The sequence below is a fragment of the Novosphingobium sp. BL-S-33 genome, assembly GCF_056857025.1.
Genome location: NZ_CM166474.1, coordinates 2,868,100 through 2,887,273, shown reverse-complemented (window position 1 = coordinate 2,887,273; position 19,174 = coordinate 2,868,100). Strand labels below are relative to the sequence as shown.

Sequence of the window (19,174 nt, the reverse complement as noted above, 5' to 3'; positions counted from 1 at the left end):
AGCGGTTTACGCTCCCCTGGCCGGATCAGTTGCCGAACGTGCGCTGCCACCAGCCGCGACGCGGCGAGGAGTCGTCGCCGCCGTCTTCATCGGCCGATACCGTGGCTTCCTCGGCTACCGGAGCGGCGGGCAGGGCGGCTTCGGTGACCGGCTCGGCCGGGGCTTCAGCCGTCGCTTCGACGGTTTCGACCTTCTTGCGGCGCGTGCGCTTCGGCTTTTCCGCTGAGGGAGCGGGTGCTTCCTCAGTGACGGCTTCGGCAGGCTCGGCCTTCTTGCGGCGCGTGCGCTTCGGCTTTTCCGCTGCGGGAGCGGGCGCTTCCTCGGCGGCAACCTCGGTTACCACGGCAGCAGCGGCTTCGGCGGGTTCGGCCTTCTTGCGACGCGTGCGCTTGGGCTTTTCCGCTGCGGGCGCAGGCGCTTCCTCGGCTTCGACCACAACCTGCTCGGCTGCTGCCGGAGCTTCCGCCACGGCATCGGCCTTCTTGCGACGCGTGCGCTTCGGCTTCGGAGCTTCCTCGGCTTCGACTGCAACCGGCTCGGCGATCGCTTCGACGACTACGACTGCTTCCGCCGGGGCGTCATAAGCGTCGTCTTCGTACGAACCGTCTTCGGAGCCTTCGCTCGCCTCGCCGTTTTCGGTGCCGTGCTCGCCATTCTCACCGTTGCGGCGGTTGCGACGGCGACGGCCACCACGGCGGCGGCGCTTGCGGGGAGCTTCGCCATCCTCGTCCTCGGCTGCGGGGGCAATGCCCTCTTCGCCTTCGGCCTCGGCTTCGTTGCTCTCTTCGGCACCTTCGTCAGCGTCGCTGTCGTCGGCTTCGTTTTCGCCTTCGGCGTCCTCGGAGGTCTGCTCGTCACCACGGTCGCGGTTGCGGCCCCGACGGCGCTTGCGGCGCTTGCGGCGCGAGCCTCCTTCGCCATTGGCATCGTCGCCGCCGTCACGGCCGCGCGATTCCTCGCGGACTTCCTCTTCCTCGAACTCCTCCTCGTCGTCGATGAAGTCGTCCTCGACCTCTTCGGCGATGGGTTCGAAGCGCGGCACGAAGTCGTTGCGCGGGCCCGAGGAAACGACGCGCATCTTCGCGCCTTCGTTCTCGCCCTCAGGGATCACTTCGACAGTGACGCCGTAACGATCCTCGATATCGGCAAGGTCGGTGCGCTTGGCGTTGAGCAGGTAGATGGCCGCTTCGGTCGATGCGAAGAGCGACACGACGATGCCCTTGCCCTTGGCGGCTTCGTCTTCAATGAGACGCAGCGCCGAGAGACCTGCCGAGCTGGCGGTGCGGACGAGGCCGGTACCGTCGCAGTGCGGGCAGGAACGCGTGGTCGCTTCCAGAACGCCGGTGCGCAGGCGCTGGCGGCTCATTTCCATCAGGCCGAAGCTGGAAATGCGGCCGACCTGAATGCGCGCGCGGTCGTTCTTGAGCGCTTCCTTCATCGCCTTCTCGACCTTGCGGACGTTGGAGCCGTACTCCATGTCGATGAAGTCGATGACGACGAGGCCGGCCATGTCGCGCAGGCGAAGCTGGCGGGCGATTTCCTGCGCGGCTTCGAGGTTGGTGGCGACCGCCGTCTGCTCGATCCCGTGCTCCTTGGTGGCGCGGCCCGAGTTGATGTCGATCGAGACCAGCGCCTCGGTCGGGTTGATGACGATATAGCCACCCGAACGCAGCTGCACGACCGGGTCGTACATCGCGGTGAGCTGGTCTTCTGCGCCGAAGCGTTGGAACAGCGGAACCGGATCGGCGTAAGGCTTAACCTTGCGGCCGTGGCTGGGCATCAGGAGCTTCATGAAGTCCTTCGCCGCGCGGTAGCCTTCCTCGCCCTCGACGATCACTTCCTCGATGTCGCGGTTGTAGATGTCGCGGATGGCGCGCTTGATGAGGTCGCTGTCCGAATGGATCAGCGCCGGAGCGGCCGAGCGCATCGTCTGTTCGCGCAGCTCGTCCCACAGGCGGGCGAGGTAGTCGAAGTCGCGCTTGATCTCGGTCTTGGTGCGCTGGAGGCCGGCCGTGCGCACGATGCAGCCCATCGAACGGGGTAGCGCCATTTCGGCAATGATCGACTTCAGGCGCTTGCGGTCCGATGCCGAGCTGATCTTGCGGCTGATGCCGCCGCCATGGCTCGAATTCGGCATGAGCACGCAGTAGCGGCCAGCGAGGCTGAGGTAGGTGGTGAGGGCAGCGCCCTTGTTGCCGCGCTCTTCCTTGACGACCTGCACGAGCAGAACCTGGCGGCGCTGGATGACGTCCTGGATCTTGTAGCGGCGGCGCAGTGCCATGCGCTTGGCGCGCAGGTCATCGGCTTCCTTCGAGCGGCCCGAATTGCGGCCACCCTGACGGCGGCCACGGCCGCGACGGCCACGATTCGAATTCTCGCCGCCTTCGTCCTCGGCAGCGTCTTCGTCCGCGGTTTCGAAGCCGTTCTCGACGTTGCCGTCCTCGATCGTGGCGACATGGTCCTTCTCGGACGTGTCGACCTCGGTCAGGCCGCCATCGTCGTAGCCTTCGCCGCCTTCCTCGTCCTCGTCATCGCCTTCCGAAGCGCGCAGAGCGGCTTCTTCCTCGGCATGAGCTGCCTCTTCGGCCAGCAGGGCCTCGCGGTCCTCCTTGGGGATCTGGTAGTAATCAGGGTGAATTTCGCTGAAGGCCAGGAAGCCGTGGCGATTGCCGCCGAAATCGACGAACGCTGCCTGAAGCGAAGGTTCCACGCGGGTAACCTTCGCCAGGTAGATATTGCCCTTTATCTGCTTCCTGTCGGCCGATTCGAAATCGAACTCTTCAATGCGATTTCCCTTGAGTACCGCCACCCGCGTTTCTTCCGGGTGGCGCGCATCGATGAGCATGCGCGTTGCCATTGTGTATTCTCCATGCGCGCTCGGTCCCGGCCTCGAAGGCGGTGACGGCGCGATCCTGTTCGATGATGTCCGCAGCCTTGGCATCAGCGCCGCTGTATCCAGCGAGGCCTGATGAGACAGAACCCGAAATTGGGCTCACGTCGGCGCGGACGGGGGTAAAGGTGAAGTCGGGGCCGTTTGGCTCCCGGGATGCGACTCTGTTGTCTATCGTCCTTGCGGGCATGCCGGATGGCGTGCCTGCGGACGTGAGCGTGTCTGCCAGAGTGAGTTCGCGCAGTGATCCGGAATGCGATCTTGGATACGCGGAAAATTGCAGCCAAGCTGCCCACGCCCCTTCGGGCGTCGGCTTGCAGGGCGGCAATTGGCTTCTCATCTCTCGCATCAACCTGTTCGTTCCGGACAGAATTCATCCGGATCTTGCAACCGGGTACTGGCTTCTTCGGTCCTGTCCGGCGGCATGTAGGCATGCACTTGCCGAATTGCTTGGACCGGAAGTTTTATGGGCCCGGGCCGAAACGCCTAGCATTCATAGCCTTGCACGGCAAGGTCATTGCCATGCTTTCATTGCATGGGGGAGCCTGTTGGATGGCCTGGGAATATTGGCCGGTTCGGCGGGGGAGGGCGGGTTGCCGGCGCAACAAGTTTTTCCGCCGATAACCGGGGGAAAGCGTGGCCCTGCGGGATTGCCGAGCGCATTGCCGCCGCCTAGTCACAGGCCCATGTCGCGCAGGCTGCAATTGCTTCTCCTCCTGTCGGCGCCTCTGGCGCTGCTGGCGGCGTTGCCTGTGCTCTATCCGCGTCTGGCGGTTTCGGCGCGCGATCTCGAATATGTCGTCCGCTTCGACCTGCCGACCGCCGATGCGCCGGTGAACCTTCCGCGCGTCGATGGCCCTGCGGATGCAAGCCGTCCGCTGGTGGTGATCGATGCCGGTCACGGCGGTTTCGATCCGGGCGCCGGGCAGGGCGACTTGCGCGAGAAGACGGTGGCGCTTCAGGTCGCGCTGGCGATCCGCGAGAAGCTATTGGCGGCAGGCGGCATTCGCGTGGCGCTGACGCGTGACACGGACCGTTTCATCGCGTTGGCCGACAGGCCCGATATCGCGCGGCGGCTCAATGCCGACCTGTTCCTGTCCATCCACGCCGACAGCGCCGAAAGCGACGGGGCGCGAGGCGCAAGCGTCTACGTCCTGTCCGAACGCGGATCGAGCGAGGCGGCCGAGCGTTTCGCCGCGCGCGAAAACCAGTCGGGCAAAGTCAATGGCGTGACGCTCACGCAGACCAGCCAGGATGTCGGGGCTATCCTGCTCGATCTCTCGCAGCGCGGTGCGCAACAGGGGTCGAGCCAGTTCGCCGGTCTTATTCTGCGCGAGATGCAGGATGGCGGGCTGGGATTGCACCATGACCAGATCGAGACCGCCGCGCTGGCAGTGCTCAAGGCGCCGGATATCCCCTCGGTCCTGTTCGAAACCGGATACATCAACAACCCGGACGATGCGCGCTTTCTGGGCTCGCACCAAGGGCAGCAACAGCTTGCTGAAGCGGCCGCGCGAGCGGTCCGGGCGTGGTTCGCGCGCCGGGCCGGGGCGTGACGGATGGGCATCGTCCGACGCGAAAAGCGCGCGGCGGATCGTGTCCTGTCTGGCCTAGCACAAAATCCCCATGCTAGAGGGCGGTCGCAATGACTGACGATATCAGCGAAAACGGCGCCGAGCAGAACCCCGGGGACGCTCACTTCCGCCTGCGCCGTGGGGGTGCCCGTGCCGCCATTTCCGGTCGCCTTGCGGGGCTGCGCAAGACCTGGCGCGAGCGTAAGTGGTTCCGCCGCTTCGGCTATCTGGCCGCAGCGGGCGCCATCGTGCTTGGCGGCAGCTACGTCGCGATCGGCTATGGCCTGCCTGACGCCAACAAGCTGCTCGAATACCAGCCGCCGCTGCCGACCATGGTGCGCGGCGTCGATGGCGAGATCGTCTACAGCTATGCCCGCGAGCGCCGCGTGCAGCTGCGTTACGTCGATTTTCCGCCCAAGCTGGTCGACGCTTTCCTCTCGGCCGAGGACAAGACGTTCTGGACCCACGGTGGCGTCGATTTCGGCGGTCTTGCCGGCGCGGTTGTCGACTATGCGTCCAAGCTCGGCTCGGGCGGGCGCGCACGCGGCGGTTCGACGATCACCCAGCAGGTCGCCAAGAATATCCTGATCGGTGACGAGTATTCGGTCACCCGCAAGCTCAAGGAAATGATCCTGGCGCGGCGGATCGAGGGCGTGCTGACCAAGCAGCAGATCCTCGAACTCTACCTCAACGAGATTCCGCTCGGCCGCCAGAGCTTCGGCGTGCAGGCGGCAGCGCGCGCCTATTTCGGCAAGGACGTGGACCAGCTTGACCTCCATGAGGCGGCGTTCCTCGCGATCCTGCCCAAGGCGCCCGAGCGCTATGGCCGCAAGCAGTACGAGGAAATGGCGATCAATCGCCGTAACTGGGTGCTCGACCAGATGGTGTCGAACGGCTGGGCCACGCGCGCCGACGCCGATGCCGCCAAGGCGCAGCCGCTGGGGCTGATCCCCCGCCGCGTCGAGACTTACGACACCGCCAACGCCTATTTCATCGAGGAAGTGCGCCGCCGCCTGATCGACCAGTATGGCGAGAAGGCCGAGGACGGCCCCAATAGCGTCTATGCAGGCGGTCTCTGGGTGCGCACCTCGCTTGATACCGAGATGCAGAAGGCGGTGCGCGACTCGCTGCGCGCGGGCCTGCTCAACTATCAGGGCAACCGCGAATGGGCGCATCCCATCGCGCATGTCGACGATCTTGAGAATTGGCAGACCCAGCTGATCGTCGCCAACAAGACGATCGACTACAAGGACTGGCGCGTCGGCATCATCCTCGACCGGTCGGGCAGTACCGGGCGTGTCGGCTTCTCCGATGGCAATGTGGGCACGCTTGCCAATGTCGCGGATGCGGCGCGGCCGGGTGACATCGTTGCTGTCGCGCCGGTCGGTGCGGGGACTTATGCGCTGCGGACGATCCCCGAGGTTTCGGGCGGCATGATGATGCAGGAGCCGGGCAGCGGCCGCATCGTCGCCATGCAGGGCGGTTTCGATGCCGGGCTCGATTCGTTCAATCGCGCGGTTCAGGCCGAGCGGCAGCCGGGCTCGACGATCAAGCCCTTCGTCTACGCCACCGCGCTCCAGTACGGCATGACCCCGGCGACGCAGGTGCTGGACGGCACGTTCTGCGTCTATCAGGGCGCGGCGCTGGGCGACAAATGCTTCCGCAACTTCGGCAACGAGGGCGGGGCGGGCAGTCACACCATGCGCTGGGGCCTCGAACAGTCACGCAACCTGATGACCGTGCGCATCGCCAACGACACCGGCATGCCGCGCGTGATCAAGACGTTCCACAACGTCGGCATCGGCGATTTCAAGCCGTACCTGTCCTTCGCGCTGGGCGCGGGCGAAACCACGGTCGCGCGCATGGTCAACGCCTACTCCGCGCTGGCCAACAATGGCGTGCAGTTCCAGTCCTCGCCGATCGACTACATTCAGGACCGCAACGGCAAGGTTATCTGGAAGTCGGACAATCGCCGCTGCGATACCTGCAACATGCCCGAGTGGGACGGCAAGCCGATGCCGCGCGTGGATCGTCGCGGCAAGCAAGTGCTGGATGCACCCACGGCGTTTCAGGTCGTCCACATGCTGGAGGGCGTGGTTACGCGCGGTACCGCTGCGCGCCTGCGCGAACTCAACATGCCGCTGTTCGGCAAGACCGGCACCACCAACGGCCCGACCGACGTGTGGTTCGTGGGCGGCACGCAGGACTATATCGGCGGCGTCTACCTCGGTTACGACAACCCGCGCTCACTGGGCGGCTATGCGCAGGGTGGCCGCATTGCGGCACCGATCTTCAAGCAGGTCGTCGATACCACCCGCCCGCGCTGGTCGATGCAGCCCTTCATCGCGCCTGCCGGTATCCGCATGGTCCGGATCGACCGCGTGACCGGCAAGCGGGTCATGGGCGTGGAGCCCAGCGACGATCCCAAGGCTGCGGTGATCTGGGAGGCCTTCAAGCCCGACACGGAACCACGCCAGTATACGCCCGAGGATGAGTTCACCCGTCGCCGTGACGCGCTGGTGGCTGAAATCCGCCATGCCCGCGACGTGCGCGAAGCGGCGGCAGGCGCCAATTCCGGCGACACGACTGACTTCGTCGAAGAGCAGGGCGGAGTTTACTGACTGTCCGAGATGGATGATTTGACGGCCCGGGCAAGCGATTGTCCGGGCCGTCTCGCCAGTTACACCTAGCGTGGTTAGGATCGCTTCCGGAACAGGGAGAGGATCCATCGATGAATAAGATCGATCGTGCAGGGGGTTACCGGAAGTCTGCTCTGGCCATGGCGCTCGCTGCCGCGGCGCTGGTGCCACTGAGCCTTGCGCTGGCCGATGCGCCCGCCACCACTTCGACAACGGCCGTTGCAACCGCCGATACGCCATACATTCGCCCCGATGTGGCGGCCTATCTGAAGGCGCAGGAGGCCCATCCTCTGCCGGCGATGACCGCTGAAGTGCTGGCTCAGATCCGCAAGCTTCCACCCGGCGCCCTGCCGTCGCGCGACGTGCCGGTCGGTGAGATGGCGGTAAGCAAGGATCTCGAGATGCCCGGACCGGCGGGCCCCATCAAGTTGCGCCTGTTCGACGCGCGCGCCAAGCGCGGACCCGGGCCGGTGCTCGTGTTCTATCACGGCGGCGGCTACATTCTCGGCAGCATCGACACCCATGCCGCGCTAGCGGCCGAAATCGCCCGCCGCCTCGACCTGCCGGTGGTCTCGATCGAATATCGTCTTGCGCCCGAGAATCCCTGGCCCGCCGCGCCGGACGATGGCGAAGCCGCCGCCCGCTGGATCGCCGCCAATGGCAAGGCGCTGGGCCGCGACGTCACCGGACTGGTGCTCAGCGGAGACAGCGCGGGCGGCAACCTGACGCTGATCGTCGCCGCTGCGTTGCGCGACAAGCCGGCAGCGGTTCCGGTCATCATGCAAGTGCCGATCTATCCGGCGACGGATTTCGTCGGCGACTATCCCTCCACACACCTGTTTGCCAACGGCTACGGGCTGGACAAGAGTTCGACGGACCTGTTCCGCAAGCATTATGCGGCAGATCCGAACAGCCTGCGCACGTCGCCGCTTCTGGGCGATCTCAAGGGCTTGCCGCCGACCGTTCTGGTGACCGCCGGGCTCGATCCGCTGCGCGATCAGGGCCGCGCCTATGCCGCCAAGCTGGTCGAGGCCGGGGTGCCGACGGTCTATTACGAGGGCAGGGGGCTGGTCCACGGCTTCACCACGTTCCGCAAGGATATCCCCTCGGCCCAGCAGGATACCGAGAATTTCCTGACGCTGGCGAAGGTCATGTTGGCGGAAGTGGAGAAGAAGTAGGCTTCCAGCGTCGCCCTCGCTTGGCGGGGGCGGCGTGTTATCTGAAGAAAAGCGGGGTCCCCGCGTTCGCGGGGACGACGGGGATTGGGGGTGAAGGCGGGTATTCGCCTTCGCTTCAATCAGGACCCAGCTCGGAATTGCTGCGGCGTGATGCCGGTCCAGCGCTTGAATGCGCGGCCGAAGCTGGTCTGTTCGCCATAGCCTAGCCTGTCGGCGATCTCGTCCAAAGACAGGCGGCGGTCGGCAAGGTGGGCGCGGGCAAGCGCCTCGCGCTGTTTCTCGACCAATTCGGAGAAGCGCATGCCCTGTTCGGCCAGTCGCGATTGCAGGGTACGCACCGAGATACCGGTCTTTTCCGCGCAGCGCTCGATCGAGCAGCTTCCCGAGGCGAGCGCGCCGCGAATGTAGCTGTTCACCTTGTCGACGATCGAAGGGCTGTGCGACGATTTCACTTGCTGGAGATAGGACCCCAGCAGCTTGTAGAGCAGCCGGTTGGCGCTCGGCACCGGTTGTTCCAGCGTGCGCACCGGGAAGGCTACCGAATTGCGCGGCGAATGGCCGCGTACCTTGCAGCCCAGCAGTTTCTCGATTTCCGGCAAGTCGCTGGAACGCGGATCGGCCGAAAGACTTACCCAGTTCGGCCGGAACGCGGGCCCTCCGATCGCTTGCAGCAGCTTCAGGTTGAGCATGGCGGCCTGATAATTGGCCTGATCGTTCAGCCCGATATCGGTGTTCACCAGCCAGGTCAGTTCGGCGGTTTCGCGGCCCTCGATCAGCACGACCTCGCAATCGGGCGCGTGGACGACGGGCAGGAACTCGATCAGGCAGCGAATGCCTGCGCGCACGGTGGGCGCGGCGCGGCACAGCGCGGTGACGCAGCCGAACACTTCCGGATCCTGCATCGAGCCGAAGTGGAGGCCGAACAGCGGATCGTCGAAGATCGCGCTGCAATATTCGAAAGTGTCCGCCACTTGCTGCGGGGCGATCAGGCTTTCCGGATCGGTCAGCACGCGCGCTTCCATGCCGTGCCGCTCGACAATGCCGCGCGCATCGCGTCCGTGGCTGCGCGCCAGATTGGCGAGCCCCGCGAAATTGGCCGCGCGCACTTGCCCGCCGCTGGGTGTGACGTCCAGCGGGCCATCGAGGCTGAAGAAGCTGTTGCGGTCCATCGGCGTCCTTTTCGGCATCGTCCTCTCGCGCATGTATTTCGGGCAGTTCCGCCTCTTCATGTCGCGCATCCAATATCGAGAATGCCGCGCCTAATGCCAATCCCCCTTGCCTTGCCTGTGGCAGCACTCGGGCAAGCCCCGGGGGTCAGCTTTGGCGCCATGCGGGAGAATGGGAGAGAACCATGAAGACGATTGCCGACCACAAGAAGGTCGCCGAACAGCATGTCCTCTACGAGAAGGACCCGGTGACCAAGATCGCCACGATCACGTTCAACCGTCTGGAAAAGCACAATACCGCCACGATCGGCATGCGCGCGCGCTTTGGCGAGCTGGTGTTCAAGGCGAACATCGACGACGACGTGAAAGTGCTGGTGATCCGCGGCATGGGCGATCACCTCGGCAGCGGCGGCGATCTCGACGAGCATGGCGATCTCTACCTGAATCCGCAGCCGGGCGACGGTTTCCTTGTCGATCTGGAGATCGAGGATCCGGACGTGAAGTACCCGCCGCCGGGTTCGTTCCGCTATCTCCACGGCCTGACCGACTATTACGCCAAGGCGCGTTCGGGGAACCGGCCGCTTCAGGAATTCAAGAAGATCTCGATCATAGAGGCCAAGGGCTATTGCTATGGCTGGCACTTCTATCAGTGCGCCGATGCGGACATCATCGTCTCGTCCGACGATGCGCTGTTCGGTCATCCCTCGTTCCGCTACGCCGGCTGGGGGCCGCGCATGTGGCAGTGGCTGGAGATGGTCGGCCTGCGCCGCTTCTCGGAGATGCTGTTCACCGGCCGCCCGTTCACGGCGGACGAGATGAACAACTGCAACTTCGTGAACTCGGTCGTGCCCAGGGACAAGCTGGAGGCGGAGACCGCCAAGTATGCGCACGCTTGCTCGATCACCCGCCCGACCGACGTGGTGGTGGCGCAGAAGACCTTCATCGAAGCCTACAAGCAGTATCGCGGCGAATATATGGGCAGCCTGCTCACCGGCTGGCTGGAAGGCATGCTGCCGCTGATGAAGGACGATGGCGAGAACGACGTCAATCTCGGCAAGGGCAGCACGTTCAAGCAGGGCATCGGCAAAGTCGTGAAGGGCCATGACGAGAACTATCCGCCCGAATGGCGTCTCTCGATGAAGGGCCGGAAGGGCTGATTTTGGGCCCGCAGCCGTGCGCGGACAAGCCGCGTGCGGCTGCAACAGACGCGTCAAATTGCAGCTTTGGCCAATATATGCACGCATTGCAGATTGCGGTGCATGAGATGTAGAGTTGCGGCGCGTTCTGATGATAGGTTCATCGAGAGCTTGCGAGACCGTCAGCAGTCGGCCGCAGCCTCGCCACAACGGGTCGCGCGCAGCAATGCACCGGCCCCAGCACCCGAGGAGAGGGTCATGGCTGAAACATTGTTCGCGCTGGACAGGCGCAATGTTCACGAAGGTCAGAAAGTGTTCCGGGGGGACCGGGCGCAGGAATACTATCGCGGCGACTTCTGGGTGGAAGATGCACCCAATGTCGACGTCCGGTCGGAACGCCGGGCCGTCGGCCCGGTTTCGATCATTCGCCAGCGTTCGGCGAGCAACCTGTTTTTCCGCCGCTCGCGCCAGCATATTCGCGAGGATGCCACCGATCTTTCGATCCTGTGGTTCGTCCGGCGCGGCGAATTCGCGTTCTCCAACCAGTGCGGCGCCAAAGTCGCGGTGGAGGGTGATTTCGTCATCACCCGCTCTATGGAGCCGTTCCTGATCGAATGCCGCACGGACGAGGCGGGGCAGAGCGAAGTGCTGCACGTCACCGTGCCCACGCACCTGCTGCGCTCGCATGTCGCGCAGGATTGCAACAGCGCGCTGGTCGTGCCGGCGCTGCGGGCGCGGATGGTCCCCGAACTGGCAATTGCCGAACAACTGTTGGGCGACGTGTTTGCGGATGACGGCCGTCTTTGCGAGAATTCGGCGCGGCTGCTGGTCGAAACGGCTTTCGGGCTGATCGGCCATGCCGTGCGCGCGCTGGAAGAGCCGCGTCCGGCCCGCCAATCGATAGCCGAACGGCGGCTCGAGGATGTTCTGCGCTTCATCGAGGTGCACTTGTCCGACCCGCAGCTCTCGACCGCGATGGTGGCCAAGGGCTGTGGAATCAGCCCGCGCTACCTCTCTTTCCTGCTGCGGCTGCGCGAGACGTCGTTCTCCGAACTGGTCTGGGAACAGCGGCTGACCAAGGCGCGTGACTGGCTGACCGATTCCGACCCTCGCGACATCTCGATCAGCGAGATCGCCTATGGCGTCGGCTTCAAGAGCCCGGCGCACTTCAGCCGGATGTTCAAGCGGGTCTTCGGGGCCAATCCTCGCGAATATCGGGGCGATTGCGGATCGGAAGTGCCTGTGCGGCCCGCGCTCACACCCTCATCCACCGGGGCGGCCGGGTTTGGCGAATTCGTCTCCGGCTCCAGCCTGCTCCAGTAATTCCTGTTCCCGCGGCCGGGGTGCATGTCGCCCCGGCGATGCCTTCGTCCGTCTCGCCGCGGCGCTTGCGCAGGCGTGCGGGGCAGGGCGATGTTCGCCCGCAAACGCATGAGAGGATGATTTCCGATGCCCCGTTACAAGCTTGTCGCGCTGACCACGCCGCTGCCTGGCCGTGAGGACGACTACCACGAGTGGTACAATACCAAGCACTTGCCCGAGCTGGTCAACAAGTTCGGCATGAACGGCGCGCAGCGCTACGAGCTGGTTGCCAAACTTATCGGCAACGACACCAACCCCTATCTCGCCATCTATGACATCGAGTGCGAGGACCCGATGGCCCTGCTCGGCGCGATCGGCAAGGCGACCGCTGCCGGCGAACTCACCCAGAGCGACGCCTCCGACATGGCGGTGTGCTACACCGCGCTGTTCACGGAACTGGGCGCACCGGTGCTGCCGGCCTGAACCGTCAGCGGAGAATGCCCCGGGCGGGGCATTCTCCGTACGACTTTCAGCGGCCGATGAACTTCGGCGCCCGCTTTTCCTTGAGCGCCAGAACCGCCTCCAGATGGTCGGCACTGCGCACGCTGACGCTTTCGTAGGCGATGCCGGCGTCCATCAGCGCCGTGGCGAGGCGCTTCAGTTCCAGATTGGTCAGCAGCTTGGTCGCGCGGATCGCCATGGTCGCGCCGCCGAGTAATTTCGCGCAGAAGGCATCGACCTTCTCGTCGAGTTCGCCTGCGGGCACGCAGTGATTGACCAGACCGATTTCGGCGGCCTTGCTCGCGGTGAGCAATTCGCCGGTCAGCAGGTATTCCTTGGCGCGGGTCAGGCCGATGCGCTGGGCCCAGATCACCGCGCCGCCATCACCGGCGACTAGGCCGATGCCCACGTGAGGATCGCCGATCTTGGCGCCTTCGGCGGCGAAGATCACGTCGCACAGCAGCGCCAGCGTCGCGCCAAGGCCCACGGCATGACCGTTCAGCCGGCACACCACCGGCTTGTCGATGTCGAGCAGGGTCAGGACGATGCGTTTGGCGACGCGGGCCTCGTGATCGAAGAGGTGCGGATTGCGCGCCGAGTTCTCGATGTGGTCAAGGTCGCCCCCGGCCGAGAAGGCGCGACCGGCGCCGGTCAGCACGATCACGTCCGACCCGGCATCGTTCTGGGCGAACCACAGCGCCTCCGCCAGTTCGTCGTGAAGCTGGAGGTTCACCGCATTCATCGCATCGGGCCGATTGAGCGTGATGCGCAGGAGCCGCCCCTCACGGGCAAGCAGGATGGTGCCGAACTCCGGCAGCGGCAGCAGATCGTCGCTCATTTTCGGCGTGTCTCCCTTCGTTTCCCTCGCTCATAATCGCCTCGCCGCGTTCGGCCACCTGCAATCGTCCGGTGAGCGAAGCCTTCGCCGGGGCGAAACATGCGTGGTGACAAGGCCTTGATGGTCCGCTTCGCTTGCCATTGGGCGGCAAGTCCGATCTACCTCGCCCAAAGCCCGCGCATGTAAGCGCGGGGCACGGGTGAGAGGGCGAGATGGCTGAGTTCGACGAGACGTTCGACTGGGTGGTCGTGGGCAGCGGGGCGGGCTCGATGGCTTCGGCTCTGCTGATGAAGCAGGCGGGCAAGTCGGTCGTCATTCTCGAAAAGGCGCAATGGGTCGGCGGCACCACTGCCAAGTCCGGCGGCGTCATGTGGATTCCGAACAACCGCTTCATGGATCCCGGCGAGGACAGCTTCGAGCGTGCCTGCCAGTACCTCGACGCGGTCGTCCCCGATGGCGAGGACAGCCCCGGCACCAGTCCCGAACGCCGCCGCGCCTATGCGCGCGAAGCGCCGAAGATGCTGGACTTCATCGTCTCGCAAGGCGTGGCGATGGAGCGCGGCTCCGCCTTCTGGCCGGACTATTATGACGATCTTCCCGGCGGCATGAAGACCAGCCGCACCGTCACCGCGCTGCCGTTCGACAAGAACCAGCTGGGCAAGGAATGGGCGCCCCGGCTGCGTCAGGGCTTCGCCGAAGTGCCGGTCAAGCTGGACGACGGCATGAAGCTGCCGTTTGCCAAGCACTCGTGGGCTATCAAGATGCTGCTCGTGCGCATCGGGCTCAAGATCATTGCGGGCAAGCTCACCGGCAAGCACTGGGTCACGGCGGGGGCGGCGCTGCAAGGGCGGATGCTCAAGGCCGTCATCGAGAAGGACGCCGCCGACATCCGTCTGGAATCGCCGGTTTCCGAAGTGATTATCGAGGACGGCAAGGCCGTTGGCGTTGTCACCAAGAAGGACGGCAAGCCTTGGCGCGTGGGCGCCCGTCTCGGTGTGCTGATGAACGCGGGCGGCTTCTCGCAGAACCAGCCCATGCGCGACCGGTACATGCCCGGCACCCGTGCGGTGTGGTCAAACGGGATCGAGAGCGATGCGGGCGACATGCACGTCGAGCTGGAGCGCAAGGGCGCGGTGCTCGCACAGATGGACCAGATGGTCGGCTTCCAGATGAGCGAGGCGCCCGGCTGGGATACCGATTACGTCAAGCCCGGCACCCAGAGCACCACCGGCAAGCCCCACGCGATTCAGGTCGATCAGTCCGGCGTGCGCTACATGAACGAGGGCGGCTCCTACGAGGAGTTCTGCGAGAACATGCTGGTGCGCAACCGCACGGTTCCCGCGATCCCGAGTTGGGCGATCATGGACCAGCAGTACATGGACGAATACGCCGTGGCCGGTAAAGGCACGGCCAAGAAGAACATGGCAAGCTGGCTCGCTTCCGGCTGGATGCGCAAGGCGGATACGGTGGAAGCGCTCGGCCAGCAGATCGGCGTGCCGGCGGAGACCCTGAAAACCACGGTAGAGCGTTGGAACGGCTTCGTTCGCGGCGGCAAGGACGAAGACTTCCACCGCGGCGAGCGCGCCTATGACAATTGGCTGGGCGACCCGTTCTTCAAGGACGGCCCCAATGCCTGCATGGGCACCATTGAGAAGGGGCCATTCTACGCCATTCCCGTGGTTCCCGGCGATGTCGGCACTTATGGCGGCGTGATCTGCGACTGCGATTCCCGGGTGCTGAAGGCGGACGGTACGCCGATCGAGGGGCTTTATGCCTGCGGCGTCGTCACGGCCTCACCGATGGGCCGGGTCTACCCCGGTGCGGGTGCGAGCGTGGGGCCGTCGATGACATTCGGCTGGGTCGCGGCGAAGCATGCGGCGGGGCTCGGCAACCAGCTTTGATCCGTTCGGCCCGGCGTCCCGCGAGGTGGCGCCGGGATGCTCCGTGAATGTGAGTTTGGGCGGAGAGCGCTTGCGTGCCGGGCATGGGATAAGGCGGCGCCATCCATCATGGTGGGCTGGGCATGCAACCTGTTGAATTGCGAAAAATGACGGTGCTAGGTGACGAGATCGCGCCTCTTGTCATTGAGGCAGAAAGCGAAGGTCATCACTCCATGCGACGGCTTCGCAACGACTCCCGCCTCCCGCCTGATTCTTGCCGCCTCCGGTTTTTGAAATCGGTTAGAAAAAATCGTTCAGGAATTTTGCGGTCGCTTCCGTCAGGCTGACGATCTTGTTGGTGGCCTGACGGTAAAACTTGAAGTTCAGTTCCGTTTCGGCGTGACCGTCGTCCCAGTTCACCCAGCCGCGCAATTCGGATCGACCCAGTGGCCGCTTTGCCGTCGCAATGCGCTGGACCTGGATCGATACGCGGGGCGTTTCACGGGCGGCGTCTTCGCGTTTGGGTATCGCTTCGCTGGCGGTGACCCTGCCGCATGCAAATAGTCCGGATCCTCCCTCATTCTCGCTCGCGAACAGGAAGATGATGTCACCGGCACGGATATGCTTTCCGCCGTACATGGTCTTTAGTGCGGTGAACGCGAACGTGCTCGCTTCGGTATCGCGAATTTTGGCTTTGATGGCGAATGCGGTTTGGGGACGGGTCACCGCTCTATTGTACGCATTTTAGGTCCGGGCCGCGAATCCGCCGATGTCGGCTTCAGGACATCAGTTACCTGCAGCAGCCGTGGTGGTCACGAATGACTGAACGCGTAGGCGGGGGAAGACGTCCTCGATCGGCGTGCTATCGGGCAGCACGTAGACATAGCCGCCCTTCTTCGCGAACAGGGGTTCTACGCCCCTTTTGTAGAAGGCCTGCGGCACGTTGATGCAACCGAAGGTGATGCGGTTGTCGTCGATCGTCGGCGACAGCATTCGCGCCTTGCGGTTTTCCTTGTTGCCGACCGGAATCGTGTGGAGCGCCACCGACGTCGCATAATCGACCCAGAGCACTTTCTGCTGACCCGCGGCAAATCCGAACTTCGCCAGGAAACGGCCGGCAGGTGTGGTCTTCTCGGCCGGGCCGATCTCGGACAGCGACTTGGCGCCGATGCCGGGGGTTGCTTCGTCGCCGAGCGCCTTGCCGATCAGTACCGGCGCATTGGCCAGCAACTTGCCATCGGCATCGTACAGATAGGCACGCGCGGCCGGCTTATCGACGATGACGTAAGGCAGCGACTGGTTGTCGCCCGAAGAACCGACCCAGTCGGCCACGCGGGCGGCATCGACGGAAATTTCCAACGTCTTCGCGGGCTTTGCTTCCTTTGCTGAAGCATCTGCCGGTGCGGCTTTGCCCGGTGCGGCTTTGGCCTTTTTCGGGGCGGTTTTCTTCTTGGCCGTCTGTTCGGAAGTCGCCGGCTTGTGGACGGGCGGCTTCGCCTGTGCCGGAGCGGCACCAGCCAGCGCTAGCGCTGCAAACGCCATGGGGACACTGATCATTGTGTAAGTGTACTCGAAGAAAATCGCGTGGAAAATAGGTCGCAGAAAACACGTACTCGAAATAATCGACAGGAATGGTCGGCGTCACGAAGGCGCCGACACATCACATCATCAATTGAGCCGAAGGTTCGCTTAGTTGCGAGCCTTCTTGGGCTTGGTCTTCATGGCCGCCAACTGCTGTTCGACACCGTCGACACGGCCGCTCAGCTGATCGATCCGCTGGCTGTTCTGCTGAGCCTGACCTGAGGCGGCCTGCGCCTCGGAAAGGGCCTGTTTGGCAGTGCCGTCAGTCTGTTGGAGCTTCGCATCCAGCCCATCGATGCGCTGGTTCACGGTCGCGATCTGATCGTTCACATATTTCTCGGTGGCACAGCCACTGAGACCAATCGATCCCGCGAGGATTACTGCGACAGGGGCAAATTTCGTCAGATGTAATGACATCGCATTCACTCCTACTGTTTCTACCGTGTAACCGCCCCAATACGCTCCAAGCCGAGCGTGAGAGCGCGAACAATGCGATTCTGGTCGACCGTGCATCCACTGAGATGAATGGATGTAACGGGCCTTCCAAAGGCAATAAGTGATGTGCGTTCGATCGGTTCCAAACTATTTGGTTGTCTGCATCGGCGCAGCGAAGTGACTGCGCTGACCTTGCATATGATCTCAGCTTTAACCGTACTATGCGCCGCTGCTAGTCGCTGTTGTAATATAAAGACGCACGACTGGGAAGGAATAAGGATCATGCATCAAGCCGGCACGGGCGCTTGCGAGTTGCCGGATCGCGGGCAATCACTGGTGAAGGCGCCGCCTTTGGCTCAGGAAGAGGGCCAGGGCGCGCATACAATCGCCGGTTATTTGCGCGAGGTCGTCCGCCGCCATGGGCCGTGCGAGGCTGTCGTTCTGCGCAAGTGCGAGCACCGCATTGCATGGTCCTACGACGAGCTTCTGGCGCGTTCGATGGACGTGGCCCGCGCGTTGATCGCTTGCGGAATCGGCAAGGGTGAACGCGTAGGCATCCTGATGACCAACCGGCCGGAGTTTCTCTCCAGCCTGTTCGGCACGGCGCTGGCGGGCGGGGTGCCGGTGGCGCTCAGCACTTTTTCGACGCCGCAGGAGCTGGATCACCTGCTGCGCGCGTCCGAGATCACGCTGCTGCTCTATGAGGCGCGGGTGCTCAAGAAGGACTTCGGCGCGATGCTGCGCGAATTGGAGCCGGCGATTGCCACCGCGCGGCGGGGGGAGCTGGCTTCGGCGCATTTCCCTTATCTGCGGCAGCTTGTGGCGCTCGGCGGGCTGCGCGGCGAAGCGGAGCCTTTCGCGGTAGAAGCGGGCGGCGCGGTGGAGACGTGGGACGAATTCGTTGCCCATGGCACCGGGATCGCCGACGATCTCGTGCTGGCGCGGGCCGATGACGTGCATCCGGCTGATGTCGGCGGCATCTTCTTCTCATCCGGCACGACTAGTCTGCCCAAGGGCGTGGTCCATTCACAGCGGGCTTTCGCGGTGCAGTGGTGGCGCTGGCCCCGGCTTTTCGCGATGTATGAACCGGTGCGAAGCTGGACGGGCAACGGCTTCTTCTGGTCGGGCAATGTCTCGATGGTGGTGGGTACGGCGCTTTCGACCGGTGGTACGGTGGTGCTCCAGCGCGTGTTCGATGCCGACGAGGCGCTCGAATTGGCAGAGAAGGAGCACGTGACCTTCCTCAATGGGCGGCCGCACCAGTGGGCGCGGCTTCAGGCCTCTCCGAAGTGGGCGGGCGCCGACCTCTCCAGCGTGAAATATGTGCCGCGCGGCGAACTGATCTGGCAGCACCCGACTGTGAACACCGAGTGGGAAGTGCCGATGTCGTTCGGCTGCACCGAAACGATGACGATCTGCACGTCCTTCGTTGCGGGCGACACCGAACATGGCTTCGAAGGCTCGTTCGGGGCCCCTTTGCCGGGGAATTTCCTAAAAATCGTAGAGCCGATATCGGGCCGTCCGGTACCCGTCGGAACGGTTGGAGAGATGTGCATCAAGGGGCCGACGCTGATGTCCGGCTACCTCGGCAAGGCGCCGGAGGAATGCTTCGATGCAGAGGGTTTCTTCTGCACGGGAGACGCCGGACGGGTCGACGAGGCGGGGCGCTTCTTCTGGGAAGGGCGCATGACCGAGATGATCAAGACCGGCGGGGCCAATGTCGCACCGATCGAGGTGGACGATGTGATCGCCCGGATTCCGGGGGTGAAACGGACCCAGACAGTGGGCGTGCCGGACGATCTGCTGGGCGAAATGGTGGTCGCCTGCATCGTTCCGATCGACGGGGCGGCGCTCGACGAAGCGACTGTCATCGCCTCCTGCAAGGCGGAGATCGCCAGCTTCAAGGTGCCGCGCCGGGTGCTGTTCTTCCGCGATGAAGACTACGCCATCACCGGCAGTGAAAAAGTGAAGTCAAGCGAAGTTCGCGCGCTGGCGGTCGCCCGGCTGGCGGCGGATAACGCCGAGGCGGTCCGGCCCACCCTTGCGTGAAGGCG

At 64.2% G+C, this 19,174-nt stretch carries 15 protein-coding genes; 9 read left to right on the top strand and 6 right to left on the bottom strand.

Going from position 1 to position 19,174, the window contains the following annotated elements; all coding sequences use genetic code 11:
• Positions 1-25 precede the first annotated feature (25 nt).
• Positions 26-2,857, bottom strand: a complete 2,832-nt coding sequence (locus AC1VVM_RS13440; protein ID WP_482955154.1) for an Rne/Rng family ribonuclease — start codon at positions 2,855-2,857, stop codon at positions 26-28.
• Here AC1VVM_RS13440 and AC1VVM_RS13435 point away from each other — a divergent pair.
• From AC1VVM_RS13435 to AC1VVM_RS13420, 4 genes are all read left to right on the top strand, one after another.
• On the top strand, positions 2,838-2,969 hold the full coding sequence (locus tag AC1VVM_RS13435) for a hypothetical protein (RefSeq protein ID WP_482955153.1): 132 nt from the start codon (positions 2,838-2,840) through the stop codon (positions 2,967-2,969). The genes AC1VVM_RS13440 and AC1VVM_RS13435 overlap by 20 nt on opposite strands.
• Before the next feature lie 607 nt (positions 2,970-3,576).
• On the top strand, positions 3,577-4,446 hold the full coding sequence (locus tag AC1VVM_RS13430; protein WP_482904325.1) for an N-acetylmuramoyl-L-alanine amidase family protein: 870 nt from the start codon (positions 3,577-3,579) through the stop codon (positions 4,444-4,446).
• 89 nt (positions 4,447-4,535) lie between these two features.
• Positions 4,536-7,085, top strand: coding sequence for a penicillin-binding protein 1A (locus AC1VVM_RS13425; RefSeq protein WP_482904324.1), 2,550 nt, complete (start codon positions 4,536-4,538; stop codon positions 7,083-7,085).
• Between the two features lie 110 nt (positions 7,086-7,195).
• Positions 7,196-8,281, top strand: coding sequence for an alpha/beta hydrolase (locus AC1VVM_RS13420; RefSeq protein ID WP_482955152.1), 1,086 nt, complete (start codon positions 7,196-7,198; stop codon positions 8,279-8,281).
• Positions 8,282-8,400: 119 nt separating this feature from the next.
• Here the strand turns inward: AC1VVM_RS13420 and AC1VVM_RS13415 are convergent, their stop codons facing one another.
• Positions 8,401-9,468, bottom strand: a complete 1,068-nt coding sequence (locus tag AC1VVM_RS13415; protein WP_482904322.1) for an AraC family transcriptional regulator — start codon at positions 9,466-9,468, stop codon at positions 8,401-8,403.
• A 164-nt stretch (positions 9,469-9,632) separates the two neighbouring features.
• Between AC1VVM_RS13415 and AC1VVM_RS13410 the strand changes: the two genes are divergently transcribed.
• The 3 genes from AC1VVM_RS13410 (at position 9,633) to AC1VVM_RS13400 (ending at position 12,368) form a co-directional block, all read left to right on the top strand.
• Entirely contained in the window at positions 9,633-10,604 is a 972-nt protein-coding gene (locus AC1VVM_RS13410; protein ID WP_132385550.1) for an enoyl-CoA hydratase/isomerase family protein, read from the top strand.
• Positions 10,605-10,841: 237 nt separating this feature from the next.
• On the top strand, positions 10,842-11,906 hold the full coding sequence (locus AC1VVM_RS13405; protein ID WP_482904320.1) for a helix-turn-helix domain-containing protein: 1,065 nt from the start codon (positions 10,842-10,844) through the stop codon (positions 11,904-11,906).
• A gap of 126 nt (positions 11,907-12,032) precedes the next feature.
• On the top strand, positions 12,033-12,368 hold the full coding sequence (locus AC1VVM_RS13400) for a DUF4286 family protein (protein WP_132385548.1): 336 nt from the start codon (positions 12,033-12,035) through the stop codon (positions 12,366-12,368).
• A 46-nt stretch (positions 12,369-12,414) separates the two neighbouring features.
• Here the strand turns inward: AC1VVM_RS13400 and AC1VVM_RS13395 are convergent, their stop codons facing one another.
• On the bottom strand, positions 12,415-13,224 hold the full coding sequence (locus tag AC1VVM_RS13395; RefSeq protein ID WP_482904319.1) for an enoyl-CoA hydratase/isomerase family protein: 810 nt from the start codon (positions 13,222-13,224) through the stop codon (positions 12,415-12,417).
• A gap of 212 nt (positions 13,225-13,436) precedes the next feature.
• Here AC1VVM_RS13395 and AC1VVM_RS13390 point away from each other — a divergent pair, with 212 nt between their 5' ends.
• Complete coding sequence (locus tag AC1VVM_RS13390; RefSeq protein WP_482904318.1) at positions 13,437-15,125, top strand: FAD-binding protein; 1,689 nt, start codon at positions 13,437-13,439, stop codon at positions 15,123-15,125.
• Positions 15,126-15,404: 279 nt separating this feature from the next.
• Here AC1VVM_RS13390 and AC1VVM_RS13385 read toward each other — a convergent pair whose 3' ends face one another.
• From AC1VVM_RS13385 to AC1VVM_RS13375, 3 genes are all read right to left on the bottom strand, one after another.
• A complete protein-coding gene (locus AC1VVM_RS13385; RefSeq protein ID WP_482904317.1) occupies positions 15,405-15,830 on the bottom strand; it encodes a hypothetical protein in 426 nt (141 codons plus the stop codon).
• Positions 15,831-15,890: 60 nt separating this feature from the next.
• Positions 15,891-16,646 (bottom strand): hypothetical protein, encoded by a 756-nt coding sequence (locus AC1VVM_RS13380; protein ID WP_482955151.1) that lies wholly within the window; start codon positions 16,644-16,646, stop codon positions 15,891-15,893.
• Between the two features lie 147 nt (positions 16,647-16,793).
• Complete coding sequence (locus tag AC1VVM_RS13375) at positions 16,794-17,102, bottom strand: hypothetical protein (RefSeq protein WP_482904315.1); 309 nt, start codon at positions 17,100-17,102, stop codon at positions 16,794-16,796.
• Between the two features lie 300 nt (positions 17,103-17,402).
• Between AC1VVM_RS13375 and AC1VVM_RS13370 the strand changes: the two genes are divergently transcribed.
• Positions 17,403-19,169, top strand: coding sequence for a class I adenylate-forming enzyme family protein (locus tag AC1VVM_RS13370; RefSeq protein WP_482904314.1), 1,767 nt, complete (start codon positions 17,403-17,405; stop codon positions 19,167-19,169).
• Positions 19,170-19,174: the final 5 nt, after the last annotated feature.